17 protein-coding genes are annotated in these 15,241 nt (G+C 73.7%); 7 read left to right on the forward strand and 10 right to left on the reverse strand.

Translation table 11 applies throughout. The features are described 5' to 3' along the window. Positions 1-8: 8 nt before the first annotated feature. From BKD26_RS35345 to BKD26_RS35360, 4 genes are all read right to left on the reverse strand, one after another. Positions 9-290 carry a barstar family protein gene (locus BKD26_RS35345; RefSeq protein WP_084906780.1) on the reverse strand — a complete coding sequence of 94 codons (282 nt, stop codon included), beginning with the start codon at positions 288-290 and terminating at the stop codon, positions 9-11. Next, positions 284-670 carry a ribonuclease domain-containing protein gene (locus tag BKD26_RS35350; RefSeq protein ID WP_084906751.1) on the reverse strand — a complete coding sequence of 129 codons (387 nt, stop codon included), beginning with the start codon at positions 668-670 and terminating at the stop codon, positions 284-286. Before BKD26_RS35350 ends, BKD26_RS35345 begins: the two co-directional genes overlap by 7 nt. 519 nt (positions 671-1,189) lie before the next feature. Continuing rightward, complete coding sequence (locus BKD26_RS35355) at positions 1,190-2,371, reverse strand: SDR family oxidoreductase (protein ID WP_241519002.1); 1,182 nt, start codon at positions 2,369-2,371, stop codon at positions 1,190-1,192. 1 nt (position 2,372) lies between these two features. After that, positions 2,373-3,137 carry an SDR family oxidoreductase gene (locus BKD26_RS35360; protein ID WP_084906753.1) on the reverse strand — a complete coding sequence of 255 codons (765 nt, stop codon included), beginning with the start codon at positions 3,135-3,137 and terminating at the stop codon, positions 2,373-2,375. Positions 3,138-3,201: 64 nt separating this feature from the next. Here BKD26_RS35360 and BKD26_RS35365 point away from each other — a divergent pair, with 64 nt between their 5' ends. The 5 genes from BKD26_RS35365 to BKD26_RS35385 are packed head-to-tail and all read left to right on the forward strand — an operon-like array spanning position 3,202 to position 7,463. Then, positions 3,202-3,957: an enoyl-CoA hydratase family protein gene (locus tag BKD26_RS35365; protein ID WP_084906754.1), complete on the forward strand. Its 756-nt coding sequence runs from the start codon at positions 3,202-3,204 to the stop codon at positions 3,955-3,957. Further along, on the forward strand, positions 3,954-4,808 hold the full coding sequence (locus tag BKD26_RS35370) for a CoA-transferase (RefSeq protein WP_084906756.1): 855 nt from the start codon (positions 3,954-3,956) through the stop codon (positions 4,806-4,808). The genes BKD26_RS35365 and BKD26_RS35370 overlap by 4 nt, the downstream gene beginning before the upstream one ends. Further along, positions 4,805-5,527 carry a CoA-transferase gene (locus tag BKD26_RS35375; protein WP_084906758.1) on the forward strand — a complete coding sequence of 241 codons (723 nt, stop codon included), beginning with the start codon at positions 4,805-4,807 and terminating at the stop codon, positions 5,525-5,527. Before BKD26_RS35370 ends, BKD26_RS35375 begins: the two co-directional genes overlap by 4 nt. Then, positions 5,527-6,594, forward strand: coding sequence for a nitronate monooxygenase (locus BKD26_RS35380; protein ID WP_084906760.1), 1,068 nt, complete (start codon positions 5,527-5,529; stop codon positions 6,592-6,594). Before BKD26_RS35375 ends, BKD26_RS35380 begins: the two co-directional genes overlap by 1 nt. Next, positions 6,585-7,463 (forward strand): tyrosine-protein phosphatase, encoded by an 879-nt coding sequence (locus tag BKD26_RS35385; RefSeq protein WP_084906762.1) that lies wholly within the window; start codon positions 6,585-6,587, stop codon positions 7,461-7,463. The genes BKD26_RS35380 and BKD26_RS35385 overlap by 10 nt, the downstream gene beginning before the upstream one ends. Before the next feature lie 4 nt (positions 7,464-7,467). Here BKD26_RS35385 and BKD26_RS35390 read toward each other — a convergent pair whose 3' ends face one another. From BKD26_RS35390 to BKD26_RS35410, 5 genes are all read right to left on the reverse strand, one after another. Next, positions 7,468-9,054: a DEAD/DEAH box helicase gene (locus BKD26_RS35390; protein WP_084906764.1), complete on the reverse strand. Its 1,587-nt coding sequence runs from the start codon at positions 9,052-9,054 to the stop codon at positions 7,468-7,470. Positions 9,055-9,178: 124 nt separating this feature from the next. Next, positions 9,179-9,382 carry a cold-shock protein gene (locus BKD26_RS35395; protein WP_005318814.1) on the reverse strand — a complete coding sequence of 68 codons (204 nt, stop codon included), beginning with the start codon at positions 9,380-9,382 and terminating at the stop codon, positions 9,179-9,181. A 186-nt stretch (positions 9,383-9,568) separates the two neighbouring features. After that, positions 9,569-10,726 carry an acetyl-CoA C-acetyltransferase gene (locus tag BKD26_RS35400; RefSeq protein WP_084906766.1) on the reverse strand — a complete coding sequence of 386 codons (1,158 nt, stop codon included), beginning with the start codon at positions 10,724-10,726 and terminating at the stop codon, positions 9,569-9,571. A 12-nt stretch (positions 10,727-10,738) separates the two neighbouring features. After that, positions 10,739-11,359 carry a TetR/AcrR family transcriptional regulator gene (locus BKD26_RS35405; protein WP_084906769.1) on the reverse strand — a complete coding sequence of 207 codons (621 nt, stop codon included), beginning with the start codon at positions 11,357-11,359 and terminating at the stop codon, positions 10,739-10,741. A gap of 15 nt (positions 11,360-11,374) precedes the next feature. Continuing rightward, positions 11,375-12,160: an SDR family oxidoreductase gene (locus BKD26_RS35410; protein ID WP_084906770.1), complete on the reverse strand. Its 786-nt coding sequence runs from the start codon at positions 12,158-12,160 to the stop codon at positions 11,375-11,377. 45 nt (positions 12,161-12,205) lie between these two features. On the opposite strand from BKD26_RS35410, the gene BKD26_RS35415 reads away from it, so the two are divergent. After that, complete coding sequence (locus tag BKD26_RS35415; RefSeq protein ID WP_084906772.1) at positions 12,206-13,321, forward strand: acyl-CoA dehydrogenase family protein; 1,116 nt, start codon at positions 12,206-12,208, stop codon at positions 13,319-13,321. Next, entirely contained in the window at positions 13,321-14,340 is a 1,020-nt protein-coding gene (locus BKD26_RS35420; protein ID WP_084906774.1) for an acyl-CoA dehydrogenase family protein, read from the forward strand. The genes BKD26_RS35415 and BKD26_RS35420 overlap by 1 nt, the downstream gene beginning before the upstream one ends. Here BKD26_RS35420 and BKD26_RS35425 read toward each other — a convergent pair. Further along, positions 14,337-15,241 (reverse strand): IS481 family transposase (locus BKD26_RS35425; protein WP_084906776.1); only part of this gene is annotated, 905 nt, incomplete at its 5' end. The genes BKD26_RS35420 and BKD26_RS35425 overlap by 4 nt on opposite strands.

The following is a 15,241-nucleotide window of genomic DNA, read 5'->3' on the forward strand; positions in this document are numbered from 1 at the left end:
GCCCGGGGTCAGCGCAGCCGGAGCGCTCCCGGCGCCCGTTCCTCCATGATCTCCACGAGCTCGTCGAAGAGCGCCGGCCCGAGGGCGCGGCGCGAGACGTCGTGGTCGCGCCACTCGATGGCGAAGTCGCCGTCCTCCGGCGTCCCGAAGCCACCGCTCAGGCAGTCCGCGAACGCGTCACGGTTGTGGCCGAAGTAGCCGCCGGGCCCGTTGACGGCCTCGCCGACGGCCCGCCAGAAGCCGGCCGGTGTGGTGACCCGGCGGCCCTCGATGACGTACACGCTCAGCAGTCGTGGTCGACGAGGTCGAAGGACTCGTAGTGGTCGGCGGTGTAGTAGTCCTCCCGGGTGGCGTCTCCGGTGACGATCCGGCGGGCGCCACGGGTGTCGGAGCCGGGGGTGATGACCGTGTACTCGTGGTAGTGGCCGGTGGTGCGGCTCGGCAGGATGCCTTCGCGGTTCTGGAAGACGGTGCCGTCCTGGGGGAAGGGGTAGGGGCCGCCGGTCTCGATGAGGTCGAGGGTGTCGTGTGCCTGGGAGGGCAGCCGGGAGTAACAGATGTCCCCGACCGCCGTGATGGCGGTCGGGGCGGCGGTGGCCGGTCCGGTGAACAGGGTGGCCAGCAGCGCGGCGGCGGCGCCGAGCAGGGTGAAGCGTGGGGGGATTCGCATACGCCGATGATGACGCGTGTAGATGCGGGCACGTCAACGCCAAGTGGCGGGAGTTCCCCGGATGTTGACGCGTCGGACACGTACGGGGCGAGACGGTGAACGTCGCCCCTGTACACCGCCGCGGCCCGCTCCGCGAGCGTCATGGATGCAGGTCCTGCACCACGTTCCACACCGGGCGCAGTACGGTTTCGAACCGCGTGCTGTGCGCGGCGCAGGAGTTGCCAGGCGCCGGCGTCGCCCCAGTGCAGGTCGCGGACCCACGGCGGGGCCGGTGCGGTGTGGTGGGCGTACACGCGCCGCAGCTCGGAGCGGACCAGGCCGGGACGGGTCGCCCGGACGGTGTCCAGTGCGTCCTCCAGGCCGTCGTCGAACACGTCGAGGAAACGGGGCGCCTCGGCCGCCGGGACCAGGCTCCCCCAGCGGTCCGGCCGTCGCCGGCAACCGAATCGGTGCCGCCGTACGGGGTTTGGTGTGCGCGTTCCTCGCCCGGCACCTGTCCGTACGGGCGGACGGGCGACGCTAGGGCGTGTGCGGGCCCGACCCGTACACCGGGAGAGGGGTCTGCGCGGTGGCCAGGAGCGCGCGGGCGGCCTCCCCCGCTTCGGCCGGGAGCCAGCGGGCGGGCTTGTCGGCGGTGGGGCCGGGGCGCCAGCCGTCCATGACGGTGATGCGGCCCGCCTCCGCCTCGAAGACCCGGCCGGTGACGCCCGCGCTCGGCGCGCCCGAGCCGAGCCAGACGACGAGCGGGGAGACGTTCTCGGGGGCCATGGCGTCGAAGCCGTCGTCGCGGGGGGCCGCCATGGTGGCGGCGAAGGTGCGCTCGGTCATCCGGGTGCGGGCGGCCGGGGCGAGGGCGTTGACCTGGACGCCGTAGCGGGCGAGTTCGGCGGCCGCGACGAGGGTGAGGGCCAGGATGCCCGCCTTGGCGGCGGCGTAGTTGGCCTGGCCGACGCTGCCCAGCAGGCCCGCGCCCGAGCTGGTGTTGACGACGCGGGCCTGGGGCGTGCGGCCCGCCTTGGCCTCGGCCCGCCAGTGGGCGGCGGCGTGCTTGAGGGGCAGGAAGTGGCCCTTGAGGTGGACGCGTACGACGGCGTCCCAGTCGTCCTCGTCGAGGTTGACGAGCATGCGGTCGCGCAGGAAGCCCGCGTTGTTGACGAGCGTGTCCAGCCGCCCGAAGGCGTCGAGGGCGGTGGCGACGAGGGAGGCGGCGCCCTCGGCGGTGGCGATGTCGCCGCCGTGCGCGACGGCCCGGCCCCCGAGTGCCCGGATCTCGTCGACCACCCGCTGGGCGGGGCCGGCGGCGACGGCTCCCCGGTCGGAGCCGCCACGCGGCGCGGTCGCCGGATCGAAGGTACCCGAGCCGTCAGCGGCGCCGGCACGGTCCACGGCTGACACGTCCCCGGAGGGGCACGCCCCGCCACGGGAAGGCGACCCGTCACGGGCGACCGATCCACCGCCGGCGGAAGCCCCCGCGCGGGCAGGTGAGCCGTCCAGGCCCACGCCCAGGTCGTTGACGACGACGTGGGCGCCCTCGGCGGCGAAGGCCAGGGCGTGGGCACGGCCGAGGCCGCGGCCGGCGCCGGTGACGGCGACCACGCGGCCCGCGCAGATTCCGGCCCCCGCCCCTCCACCGGCGCCCCCGGCCCCCTGCGCGCCTCCGGCGCTTCCCGTGCCCCCGGTGCTGCTTCCGGTACCCGTCATGTCAGACCTCCTTGTTGGCGGTAGCGGCGTCCAGGAAGGCGGGGCGTTCCCCGCCGCCGTGAACGAGGAGCGACGCGCCGGTGATGTACGCGGCGCGGTCGGAGGCGAGGAAGACCGCCGCGTCACCCACGTCCGACGGTTCGGCGAGCCGACCCAGCGGGACGGTGCGCGCGACCGCGGCGACGCCCGCGTCGTCGCCGTAGTGCAGGTGGGCCAGCTCGGTGCGGACCATGCCGGGGACCAGGGTGTTGACCCGTACGTCGGGCGCCCACTCCACGGCCATGGAGGCGGCCAGGTTCTCCAGGCCCGCCTTGGCCGCGCCGTACGCCGCCGTGCCGGGCGAGGGCCGCGTCCCGCTCACGCTGCCGACCATGACGACGGAGCCGCGGGCGGCACGCAGGTGCTCGTACGCGGCGAGGGAAGCCGTCAGCGGGGCGAGCAGGTTCAGGCCCACCACGCGCGCGTGCTGCTCGGCGGTCCCTTCCGCCAGGGGGCGGTACGGCGTGCCGCCCGCGTTGTTCACAAGCACGTCGAGGTGGCCGTGTGCCGCTGCCACGTCCGCGAAGAGGGCGTGGACGGCGGCCGCTTCGCGCAGGTCGAGCGGGATGAACTCGGCCCGGCGGCCGGCCGCCTCGACCGGCCGGGGCGGCGGGCGGCGCGCGCAGACCACCACATGCGCCCCCGCCGCGAGGAACGCCCGCGCGACGCCGGCGCCGACGCCTCGCGTGCCGCCGGTGACGACCGCGACCCTCCCGTCCAGCTCCATCCGCTGCTACCTTCCCGGAAGACGCGCCTAACAAATGTTTGGTGGAAAGGTAGCTGATCCGCTCATGGGTGTCTCCACCACAAGCCCCGACAAGGGCATCACGGTCGTCGAAGTCGACTTCCCGCCCGTCAACGCCCTCCCCGTGCAGGGCTGGTACGAGCTCGCCGACGCCCTCCGCGCCGCCGGGCGCGACCCGGACACGCGCTGCGTCGTCCTCGCCGCCGCAGGGCGGGGCTTCAACGCGGGCGTCGACATCAAGGAGCTCCAGCGGGACACCCCGGACCGCCGAGCGCTCATCGGCGTCAACCGGGGCTGCGCGGAGGCGTTCGCGGCGGTGTACGAGTGCGAGGTCCCCGTCGTCGCGGCGGTGCACGGCTTCTGCCTGGGCGGCGGCATCGGCCTTGCAGGGAACGCGGACGTGATCGTCGCGTCCGACGACGCCACCTTCGGGCTGCCGGAACTGGACCGGGGCGCGCTCGGCGCCGCCACCCACCTGGCCCGGCTGGTCCCCCAGCACCTGATGCGGGCGCTGTACTACACGGCGCGCACGGCCACCGCCGCCGAGCTGCACGCCCACGGGTCGGTGTGGCGGGTCGTACCGCGCGACGAACTGCGCGACACAGCACTGGAGCTGGCGCGGGAGATCGCCCGCAAGGACGGGCACCTGCTGCGGCTCGCCAAGGCGGCCATCAACGGCATCGACCCCGTCGACGTACGCCGCAGCTACCGCTTCGAGCAGGGCTTCACCTTCGAGGCGAGCCTGAGCGGGGCCGCCGACCGCGTACGCGACACCTTCGGGAAGGACCGGGCGACGCCGTGACCGACAAGACCATGAGCCCCGACGAGGCCGTGGCGCGGCTGCGCAGCGGCATGACGATCGGCATCGGCGGCTGGGGCTCGCGCCGCAAGCCCATGGCCCTGGTGAGAGCACTGCTCCGGTCCGAGATCAGTGATCTGACGGTGATCTCGTACGGCGGTCCCGACGTCGGCCTCCTCGCCGCCGCCGGCCGTATCCGCAGGCTCGTCGCCCCCTTCGCCACCCTCGACTCGATCCCCCTGGAGCCGCACTTCCGGGCGGCCCGCGAGCACGGCGGGGGCTTCGACCTGACGGAGCTCGACGAGGCCATGGTCATGTGGGGACTCCACGCCGCCGCCAACCGGCTGCCCTTCCTCCCCGTCCGCGCGGGCCTCGGCTCCGACGTCATGCGCGTCAACCCGGGGCTGCGTACGGTGAGGTCCCCCTACGACGACGGCGAGGAGTTCGCCGCCGTGCCCGCGCTGCGCATGGACGCCGCCCTCGTCCACGTCAACCGCGCCGACCGCCTCGGCAACGGCCAGTACCTGGGCCCCGACCCGTACTTCGACGACCTGTTCTGCCAGGCCGCCGACACCGCGTACGTCTCGTGCGAACGGCTCGTCGAGACCCCCGAGCTCGCCAAGGGCGCCGCCCCGCAGACGCTGCTCGTCCAGCGCCAGTACGTCACCGGCGTTGTCGAGACCCCGAACGGCGCCCACTTCACCTCCTGCGCCCCCGACCACGGCCGCGACGAGCCGTTCCAGAAGCTGTACGCGACGACCCCCTGGCCCGAGTTCGCCGACCGTTTCCTCTCCGGCGGCAGCGAACGCGCGTACCAGGCGGCCGTCCAGGCGTGGCGGGAGGAACAGAAGTGACCGTCTCCCGTGCGGAGTACTGCGTGGTCGCGTGCGCCGAGGCCTGGCGCGGCGACGGCGAGGTCCTCGCGAGCCCCATGGGCCTGATCCCGTCCCTCGGCGCCCGGCTCGCCCGGCTCACCTTCTCCCCCGACCTGCTGCTCACCGACGGTGAGGCGATGCTCGTCCGCCCCGACGGCACGGTCGAGGGCTGGCTCCCCTACCGCCGCCACCTCGCCCTGGTCACCGGCGGCAGGCGGCACGTGATGATGGGCGCGAGCCAGATCGACCGGTACGGCAACCAGAACATCTCCTGCGTCGGCGACTGGTCCCGCCCCTCCCGCCAGCTCCTCGGCGTGCGTGGCGCACCCGTCAACACCCTCAACAACCCCACCAGTTACTGGATCCCCCGCCACTCCCCCCGCGTCTTCGTCGAGCGCGTCGACATGGTGTGCGGTCTCGGGTACGACCGGGCGGAGGCCGCCGGGGCCTCGTACCACCGCATCCCGCGCGTCGTCACCGACCTCGGCGTCCTCGACTTCGCCACGCCCGACCGCTCCATGCGGCTGGCCTCCCTGCACCCGGGCGTCACCGTCCAGCAGGTGAGGGAGGCCACCGGCTTCGCCCTGAGGGCCGGCGACGACGTCCCGTACACCCGCGAGCCGACCGCCGAAGAGCTCACACTCATCCGTGAGGTCCTCGACCCGGGCCGTACGCGCGAGCGTGAGGTGCGGGGGTGATGGAGACCGCGCTCACCGAGCTGACCGGCGTCCGCCACCCCATCGTCCAGACCGGCATGGGCTGGGTCGCCGGGCCGCGCCTCGTCACCGCCACCGCCCGCGCGGGCGCCCTCGGGATCCTCGCCTCCGCGACGATGACGGCCGACGAGCTGCGCGCCGCCGTCGTCAAGGTGAAGTCCCGTACGGACGCGCCTTTCGGCGTCAATCTGCGGGCGGACGCGGCGGACGCCCGCGAGCGGGTGCGGATCATCGTCGAGGAGGGCGTACGGGTCGCCTCGTTCGCCCTCGCGCCCTCCCGGGAGCTGATCGCCGAGCTGAAGGACGCGGGTGTGGTGGTCGTCCCGTCCGTCGGCGCCCGCCGCCACGCCGAGAAGATCGCGGCGTGGGGCGCGGACGCGGTGATCGTGCAGGGCGCGGAGGGCGGCGGGCACACCGGCGAGGTGGCCACCTCCGTCCTGCTGCCCCAGGTCGTGGACGCCGTGGACATCCCGGTCGTCGCGGCGGGCGGGTTCCACGACGGGCGCGGACTGGTGGCGGCGCTGGCGTACGGGGCGGCGGGCATCGCCATGGGCACCCGGTTCCTGCTCACCTCCGACTCGCCCGTCCCCGATCCGGTGAAGGCCGCGTACCTGGCGGCGACGGTCGGGGACGTCACGGTGACGACCGCCGTCGACGGTCTGCCGCACCGCATGCTGCGTACCGATCTCGTCGCCTCCCTCGAACGGGCGGGCCGCGCCCGGGCGTTGGCGGAGGCGGTACGACGGGCGGCGCGGTTCCGGAAGCTGTCGGGCCTGTCGTGGGCGCGGATGGTCCGCGACGGGCTGGCCATGAAGCACGGCAGGGACCTGTCCTGGAGCCAGGTCCTGCTCGCCGCGAACACACCGATGCTCCTGCGGGCGGCCATGGTCGAGGGCCGCACCGACCTGGGCGTCATGGCCTCCGGTCAAATCGCCGGGATGATCGAGGACCTTCCGAGCTGCGAGGACCTCGTCCGGCGCGTCATGTCCGAGGCCCACCACGTACTCCGCACACTCCCCTCACCCGAAGGAGTCGGGCCATGGCCCTGACGAGACGCACCCTGCTCATGACAGCGACGACGGCCGCGCTGATGGCGACGACCGGGACGGCCGGCGCGAGCACCGCCGGCCGCCACATCCCCCTCCAGGGCGCGGTCAACGTCCGCGACCTGGGCGGTCACCGCACCTACGACGGCGAGACGGTCCGCCAGGGCCTGGTCTACCGGGCCGACGGGCTGAACAGGCTCACCGACGCCGACCTGGCCACCCTGTCCGGCCTCCGCCTGACGAAGGTGATCGACTTCCGGATCCCGCTGGAGGTCCAGTACGACGGGCCCGACCGCCTCCCGGACGGGCTCGTACCCGTCTCCCGCCCCGTCACCGACAACGGCCTGTACGCGCGGCTGCGCACCGCCATCGGTTCCGCCGACCCGGTCCAGCAGGAGGAGATGCTGGGCGGCGGCCGGGCGGCCGCGTTCATGCGCGAGGTGTACCGCACGTTCGTCACCAGCGCCGGCAACCGCGCGCAGTTCGGCGCCACGCTCCGCGACATCGCGTCCGCCGGCCGGGCCCCGCTGCTGTACCACTGCACGGCCGGCAAGGACCGCACCGGCTGGACGAGCTGGCTGCTGCTGACCGCGCTCGGCGTGCCGGAGCGGACGGTCGTGGCGGACTATCTCGCGTCGAACACCTACCGCGCCGCGTACGACGCCCGGTTGCGCGCCTACCTGAAGCAGGCCGGGCTGATGCAGAACCCGGACCTGCTCATTCCGTTGCAGGAGGTACGGACGGAGTACCTGGACGCGGCGCTGGCGGCGGTGTCGGAGGCGTACGGCGGGAGCCTGTACCGCTATCTGACCGCCGGGCTGGGCCTGGAGCACCGCACACTGGCGGCGCTCCGGGCCCAGCTGGTGGGCTGAGCGATCAGGCGGCGGTGCGGCGGCCGCCGCGCCCGGCGGGGCGGCCGGCGCCGCCGCTACGGCGGCGGGGAGCACCCGCCTGGGTGCTCGCGCCGGTGGCCGTCGCGGCGCCGGTGCCGCTGCCGGTACCGCCGCCCTGGCCGCTGCGGCGGGGGCGGCGGCGCCGTCCCGGTTTGCCGGAGGTCTGCGCGGCGGGCTGGGCCGGCTGCGGGACCTCGATGGTGACCGGTATGCCGGACGGCTCGCGGGCGCCGGTGAGCCGGGCCAGCTCCTCGTCGGACGACTTGACGCGGGCGGCGCTCGGCGTGATGCCCGCGTGGGACATCAGCCGGCTCATCTCGCGCTTCTGCTCGGGCAGGACGAGGGTGACGACGCTGCCGGACTCGCCCGCGCGGGCGGTGCGGCCGCCGCGGTGCAGGTAGTCCTTGTGGTCGGTGGGCGGGTCGACGTTGACGACCAGGTCGAGGTCGTCGACGTGGATGCCACGGGCCGCCACATTGGTCGCCACGAGCGCGGTGACCTGGCCGTTCTTGAACTGGTCCAGGGTCCGGTTGCGCTGCGGCTGGGAGCGGCCGCCGTGCAGGCCCGCCGCCCGTACGCCGCTCGCGAGGAGCCGCTTGACCAGCCGGTCCACCGAGCGCTTGGTGTCCAGGAAGAGGATCACCCGGCCGTCGCGGGCCGCGATGCGGGCGGTGACGGCCTTCTTGTCGGTCTCGTCGGCGACGTACAGCAGGTGGTGCTCCATGGTGGAGACCGCGCCCGCCGACGGGTCGACCGAGTGCACGACGGGGTCGGTGAGGAACATCCGCACCAGCCGGTCGATGTTCTTGTCCAGCGTCGCGGAGAACAGCATGCGCTGGCCGTCCGGCTCGACCTGCTTCAGCAGCGCGGTGACCTGCGGGAGGAAGCCCATGTCGGCCATCTGGTCGGCCTCGTCCAGGACGGTGACCGACACCTGGTCCAGCCGGCAGTCGCCGCGCTCGATCAGGTCCTTCAGGCGGCCCGGGGTGGCGACCAGGATCTCGGCGCCGCGCCGCAGCGCGCCCGCCTGGCGGCTGATCGACATGCCGCCGACGACGGTGGCGATCCGCAGCTGCACGGAGGTCGCGTACGGGGTGAGGGCGTCGGTCACCTGCTGCGCGAGCTCGCGCGTGGGGACCAGGACCATCCCGAGCGGGGCCTTCGGCTCGGCGCGCCGGCCGGCCGTGCGGGCCAGCAGGGCGAGGCCGAAGGCGAGGGTCTTGCCGGAACCGGTGCGTCCACGGCCGAGGATGTCGCGGCCCGCGAGCGAGTTCGGCAGCGTCGCGGCCTGGATCGGGAACGGCTCGGTGACGCCCTGGGCGGTGAGCGTCTTGAGGAGGGCGGCCGGCATGTCGAGGTCGTCGAAGCCCGCGACCGGGGGCAGCGCCGGCGTGGCGGTTTCCGGCAGGGTGAATTCGCGCGGCGGCGCGATGGGGGCGCGGTTGCCCGCGCTGCGGGCGGGCGCCTTGCCGTTGCCGGCCGCCTTGCCGTTGCCGGAGCGCACGGGGTTCGCGTTTCCGGTCCTCGCGGGGCGCTTACGGGCGGGGCGTTCGGGTCGAGTCGTCGTCATGCATTTGCCTTCCTTGGCCTGAGCAGGGCCTGAGCACAGCACAAGCCGGGACCCGCACCTGCGACTGCATGGTGCGGGTCCCGGCTGCGGGATACCGGTGCTGCGTATCCGGTGGATCCGGTGATCAGGCGGGGAGGATGTTCTCCGCCTGCGGGCCCTTCTGGCCCTGCGTGACGTCGAAGGTCACCTTCTGGCCTTCCTGGAGCTCACGGAAGCCCGAGGTGGCGATGTTGGAGTAGTGGGCGAAGACGTCGGCGCCGCCGCCGTCCTGCTCGATGAAGCCGAAGCCCTTTTCCGAGTTGAACCACTTCACGGTACCGGTGGCCATAATTATCTCCTGATGGTGTCGGGGCCCCATCCGGAGTAAGCCGGTAAAACAATAATGCGCCTGAGGAACATTCCCGTCAGGCGCACATAAAGTTCATGGGTACCAAAACTGCAACGTGAACAACCGTAGCACACCATCCCGGCGGCCCCGTCCGCAACTGGGCACGCCACGGTCCGCCACCCCGCGCTACAGCCTTTCAATGATCGTCACGTTCGCCTGGCCCCCGCCCTCGCACATCGTCTGGAGGCCGAACCGGCCGCCCGTGCGCTCCAGTTCGTGCAGGAGCGTGGTCATCAGGCGGACACCCGTGGCGCCGAGGGGGTGGCCGAGCGCGATCGCGCCGCCGTTGACGTTCACACGATCGGGGTCGGCGCCGGTTTCCGCCAGCCAGGCGAGGACGACGGGGGCGAACGCCTCGTTGATCTCGACCAGGTCGATGTCCTCGATGGTCATGCCCGTCTTCTTCAGGGCGTGCGCGGTCGCGGGGATGGGCGCGGTCAGCATGCGGATGGGGTCCTCTCCGCGCACCGACAGGTGGTGGACGCGGGCCCGGGGGGTCAGCCCGTGCGCGGCGACGGCCCGCTCGCTCGCCAGCAGCATGGCGGCCGCGCCGTCGGAGACCTGGGAGGAGCAGGCGGCGGTGACGGTGCCGCTCTCCAGGACGGGCTTCAGTCCGGCCATCTTCTCCAGGGTCGTGTCGCGGCGCGGGCCCTCGTCCGCCTCCACCGCCCCGTACGCCACCGTCTCGCGCGCGAAGCGCCCCTCGTCGATGGCGCGGACCGCCCGCCGGTGCGACGCGAGGGCGTACTGCTCCTGGTCGGCCCGGGTGATGCCCCACTGCCGGGCGATCATCTCGGCGCCGGCGAACTGGTTGACCGGGGCGTCGCCGTACCGGGCGCGCCAGCCCTCCGAACCGGCGAAGGGGCCCTCGGTGAGCCCCAGCGGCACGGCGGCCTGCCGGGAGGCGTACGCGATCGGGATCATCGTCATGTTCTGTGTGCCGCCCGCCACGACCAGGTCCTGGGTGCCGGACATGACCGCCTGGGCAGCGAAGTGCACGGCCTGCTGCGAGGAGCCGCACTGCCGGTCGACGGTGACGCCCGGCACCTCTTCCGGCAGGCCGGCCGCCAGCCATGCCGTACGGGCGATGTCGCCGGCCTGCGGGCCGACGGTGTCCAGGCAGCCGAAGACGACGTCGTCGACGGCGGCCGGGTCGATGCCCGAGCGGTCGACCAGCGCCTTCAGGACGTGGGCGCCGAGGTCGGCGGGGTGGGCGGCGCCGAGGCCGCCTCCGCGCCGGCCGACGGGGGTGCGTACCGCTTCGACGATGAATGCCTCGCCCATCACAACACTCCTCTACGTTCGTACGGCGATCCCGTCCAGCACCATCGACAGGTACTGGCGGGCGATCTCCTCCGGGCTGTGCAGGCCGCCCGGCCGGTACCAGGACGCCGCCACCCACACGGTGTCGCGCACGAACCGGTAGGTGAGCCGGACGTCCAGGTCGGCGCGGAAGACGCGGGCCGCGACCCCGCGCTCCAGCGTCCCGAGCCACGCCTTTTCGAACTTCACCTGGGAGTCGGAGAGGTACTGGAAGCGCGGCTGGGTGGCGAGGTGGCGCCATTCCTTCTGGTAGATGGCGACGGCGGCGCGGTGGCGGTCGATCTCGCGGAACGATTCGGTGACCAGCGCCTCGATGGTCTCGCGCGGCCCGAGCCCGGCGGCGAGGACGGTGTCGTACCCGGCCCACAGTTCGTCGAGGAAGTCGGACAGGATCTCGTCGACCATCGATTCCTTGGAGTCGAAGTGGTAGTAGAGGCTGCCGGCGAGCATGCCGGCCTCGTCGGCGATCCTCCGTACGGTGGTGGCGTTGTACCCGTGCGCGGCGAACACCTCCGCCGCCGTGGCGAGGAGTTCGGCGCGACGCTCGGGCGCGGGGGTGGTCACCTGGGGCTTCTTCTGGTTCGGCTTCGGCACGGGGACATTGTCGGCCTACGCGCGCTGGCTGCTGACGGCCACGGTCTCGCCGGTCATGTACGAGGCGTAGCCGCTGGCCAGGAAGACGATGACGTTGGCGACCTCCCACGGCTCGGCGTACCGCCCGAACGCCTCGCGCGCGGTCAGTTCCTCCAGCAGTTCGGCGGAGGTCACCTTCACCAGGTGCGGGTGCATCGCCAGGCTGGGCGCGACGGCGTTGACGCGGACGCCGTACGGGGCGGCTTCGAGCGCCGCGCAGCGGGTGAGGGCCATGACGCCCGCTTTGGCGGCGGCGTAGTGGGCCTGCCCGGCCTGGGCGCGCCAGCCGACGACGGAGGCGTTGTTGACGACGACGCCGCCGCCCGGCCGCTGGTCGCGCAGGAGCCTCAGCGCGGCCCGGGTGCACCGGAACGTGCCGTTCAGGGTCACGTCCAGGACGCGGGCCCACTGTTCGTCGGTCATGTCGGCGAGGTGCGCGGTGCCGCCGAGGCCGGCGTTGTTGACGACCACGTCGAGGTGGCCGTGCAGCCGTACCGCTTCCGCGAAGAGGGCCTGGACCTGGGCCTCTTCGGTGACGTCGCAGGGCTGGGCGGCGACGGCGGAGGCCCCGAACTCCTCCGCCAGCGCCCGCTCGGTCTCCTTGAGGCGGCGGGTGTGCGCGTCGCTGATCAGCACGCGTGCGCCCTCCTCCAGGAAGCGGCGTGCGGTGGCGCCGCCGATCCCGGCTCCGGCGGCGGCGGTGATGACGGCGGTACGTCCGGCCAGGAGGCCGTGCCCGGCCACGTACTCGACGCTGTTCATGGCCGTACGCTAACCTGCCAAACGCTTGTTAGGGAAGGGAGCGCCATGGAGGAGTCCCTCACCGCTTTCCGCGCGGAGGCCCGCGCCTGGCTGGCCGCGCATGTACCGCCCGGACCGCTGCCGTCCCTGGAGACGGCGGAGGGCTTCGCGGCCCACCGCGCCTGGGAGGCGGAGCTGCACGCGGGCGACTGGTCGGTGGTCAACTGGCCCGAGCGGTACGGCGGGCGGAGCGTCGACCTCCTCCACTGGCTGGCGTTCGAGGAGGAGTACTGGGCGGCGGGCGCGCCCGGCCGCGTCTCGCAGAACGGCATCAGCCTCCTCGCCCCGACCCTCTTCGACCACGGAACCGAGGAACAGCGGGCCCGGGTCCTGCCGCCCATGGCGAGCGGCCGGACGGTGTGGGCCCAGGCGTGGTCCGAGCCCGAGGCCGGCTCCGACCTCGCCTCCTTGCGCTCCCGGGCGGTGCGCACGGACGGCGGCTGGCTGCTGTACGGGCAGAAGACCTGGTCGTCGCGGGCCGCGTTCGCCGACCGGGCGTTCGGGATCTTCCGTACGGATCCGGCGGCGGCCCGGCCGCACCAGGGCCTGACGTACCTGATGTTCGGGCTGCGGGAGCCGGGCGTGACCGTGCGGCCGATTCCGCGGCTGGACGGCAAGCCGGCGTTCGCCGAGCTGTTCCTGGACGGGGTGTTCGTACCGGACGAGGACGTGATCGGCACGCCCGGTGACGGCTGGCGGATCGCGATGTCGGCGACCGGCAACGAGCGCGGCCTGATGCTGCGCTCCCCCGGCCGTTTCCTGGCGGCCGCCGACCGGCTGGTGCGGCTGTGGCGGGAGCGCGGGCAGGACCCGGCCGTGCGCGACCGGGTGGCGGACGCGGTGATCGGGGCGCGGGCGTACCAGCTGTTCACGCAGCTCGCCGCGTCCGGCGGCCCGGGAATGGGCGCGGAGTCCAGCCTGAACAAGGTCTTCTGGTCCGAGTACGACATCGCTCTGCACGAGACGGCGCTCGAACTGCTCGGCCCGGAAGCGGAGTTCGACGGGGCCTGGTCGGAGGGGTACACCTTCGCGCTGGCCGGGCCGATCTACGCCGGGACGAACGAGATCCAGCGGGACATCATCGCCGAGCGGCTGCTCGGCCTGCCGAAGGGCCGCCGCTGATGCGCCTGTGCCTGACGGACGAGCAGCGGGACTTCGCCCGGTCGCTGGACGCGATGCTGACCGCCTCGGGCACCCCGTCGGCGGTACGGGCCTGGGCGGCCGGGGACCCGGGCCCGGGGCGTGCGCTGTGGGCGCGGCTCGCGGAGGCCGGGGTGTTCGCCCTGGCCGTGCCGGAGGCGTACGAGGGCGGGCTGGGCGTCCTGCCGCTGGAGGTGGCCCTGGCGTTCGTGGAGCTGGGGCGGCACGCGGTGCCCGGCCCGGTGGTGGAGACGGTGGCGGTGGCGGCGCTGCTGGACCGGCTCGGGGACCGCGCCGCCAAGCGGTTCCTTCCGCCCCTCGCGGCGGGCGAGCTGACGACCACGCTGGCGATGAGCGCCGCGTCGCACACGCCGGGCCCGGGCTCGCCCACGGACCGGGTGGACGCGTACGCGCTCGACGCCGACACCGCCGGCCTGGTCCTGGTCGTCGGCGGCGACGAGCTGCGGGTGGCGCCCGGGCACGGTCCGGTGCGGATGAGTGCCGATCCGGCGCGACGGCTCGCGCGGCCCGCCCCGGGCGGGGAGGTGCTCGCGGCGGGGCCGCACGTGGCGGAGGCGGCGCGGTACACGGCGGGGTGGGCGGCGCTGGCGACGGCCGCGCAGGCGCTGGGCGTCGGGTACGCGCTGCTGGACCGGACGGTGGCGTATGTGAAGCAGCGCACCCAGTTCGGGGCGGCGATCGGCTCGTTCCAGGCGGTCAAGCACCGGCTGGCGGACACGCTGCTCGGCCTGGAGTTCGCCCGGCCGCTGCTGTACGGGGCGGCGGTCTCGCTGCGTCCCGCCGGCGTCGCGGCCGCCAAGGTGGCGGCCGGGGAGGCGGCGTACGCGGCCGCCCGCACCGCACTCCAGCTGCACGGCGCGGTCGGCTACACCGAGGAGCTGGACCTGGCGCTCTGGCTGCGCAAGGCGCGCCCGCTGCGGGACGCGTGGGGCACGCCCGCGTGGTGCCGGGAGCAGGTGCTGGCCGAGACGCACGGCTAGATGTACTGACCCGTGAGGTTGGGGACGCGGCTGGCGGGTGGTTGGCCTTTCAGCGCGGTGTGTCCGCGGTGGTGATTGTAGGTGTGTAGCCATTGCGGGAATGCTGCCCGGCGCTCGGCTTCGGACCGGTAGGGGCGGGCGTAGGCCCATTCCTCCAGCAGCGTGCGGTTGAAGCGTTCGACCTTGCCGTTGGTCTGGGGCCGGTAGGGCCGGGTGCGCTTGTGCTGGATGCCTGCCCGGGTCAGCTCGTCGCGCCAGTCGCGTGAGCGGTAGCAGGAGCCGTTGTCGGTCAGCACCCGCTCGACGGTGATCCCGGCCCGGCTGAAGAAGGCGTGGGCCCGCTGCCAGAAGCCGGTGGCGGTCTCCTTCTTCTCGTCGGGGAGGATCTCGCTGTAGGCGAGGCGGGAGTGGTCGTCGACGGCGGTGTGCAGGTAGCTGTAGCCGAGGTTGGGGCGGCCGTGGCAGGGGCGGGGTCGGGTGGGGTCGCGGTGCGCGGAGCTGTTGCGGCCGCCCTGGGCTCTGCCGTGGACCTTGTGCCCGCCGCCGTCGGGGATGTTGCCCAGTTTCTTGATGTCGACGTGGATGAGTTCGCCGGGTCGGTCACGTTCGTAGCGGCGCACGATGCGGCCCGTGGCCCGGTCGAGATGGGACAGGCGGGCCAGGCGGTAGCGGGTGAGGACGCGGTGCACCGTCGAGGGCACCAGGTGCAGGAAGTGCGCGATGCGGGCCGGTCCCCACCGGCGCAGCAGGCGGACCTTGATGATCCGTCGCTCGGTGCGGGTCGGCGTGCGGCCAGGGCTGCGGTGGGGCCGGCTGGAGCGGTCTGCCACGCCCGCCTCGCCGTGCGTGCGGTAGCGGCCGGCCCACCGCTGGGCCGTACTGGGTGAGACCTGGAAGCGTT

The sequence above is a fragment of the Streptomyces sp. CB03238 genome (genome assembly GCF_002099185.1).
Lineage (GTDB): Bacteria > Actinomycetota > Actinomycetes > Streptomycetales > Streptomycetaceae > Streptomyces.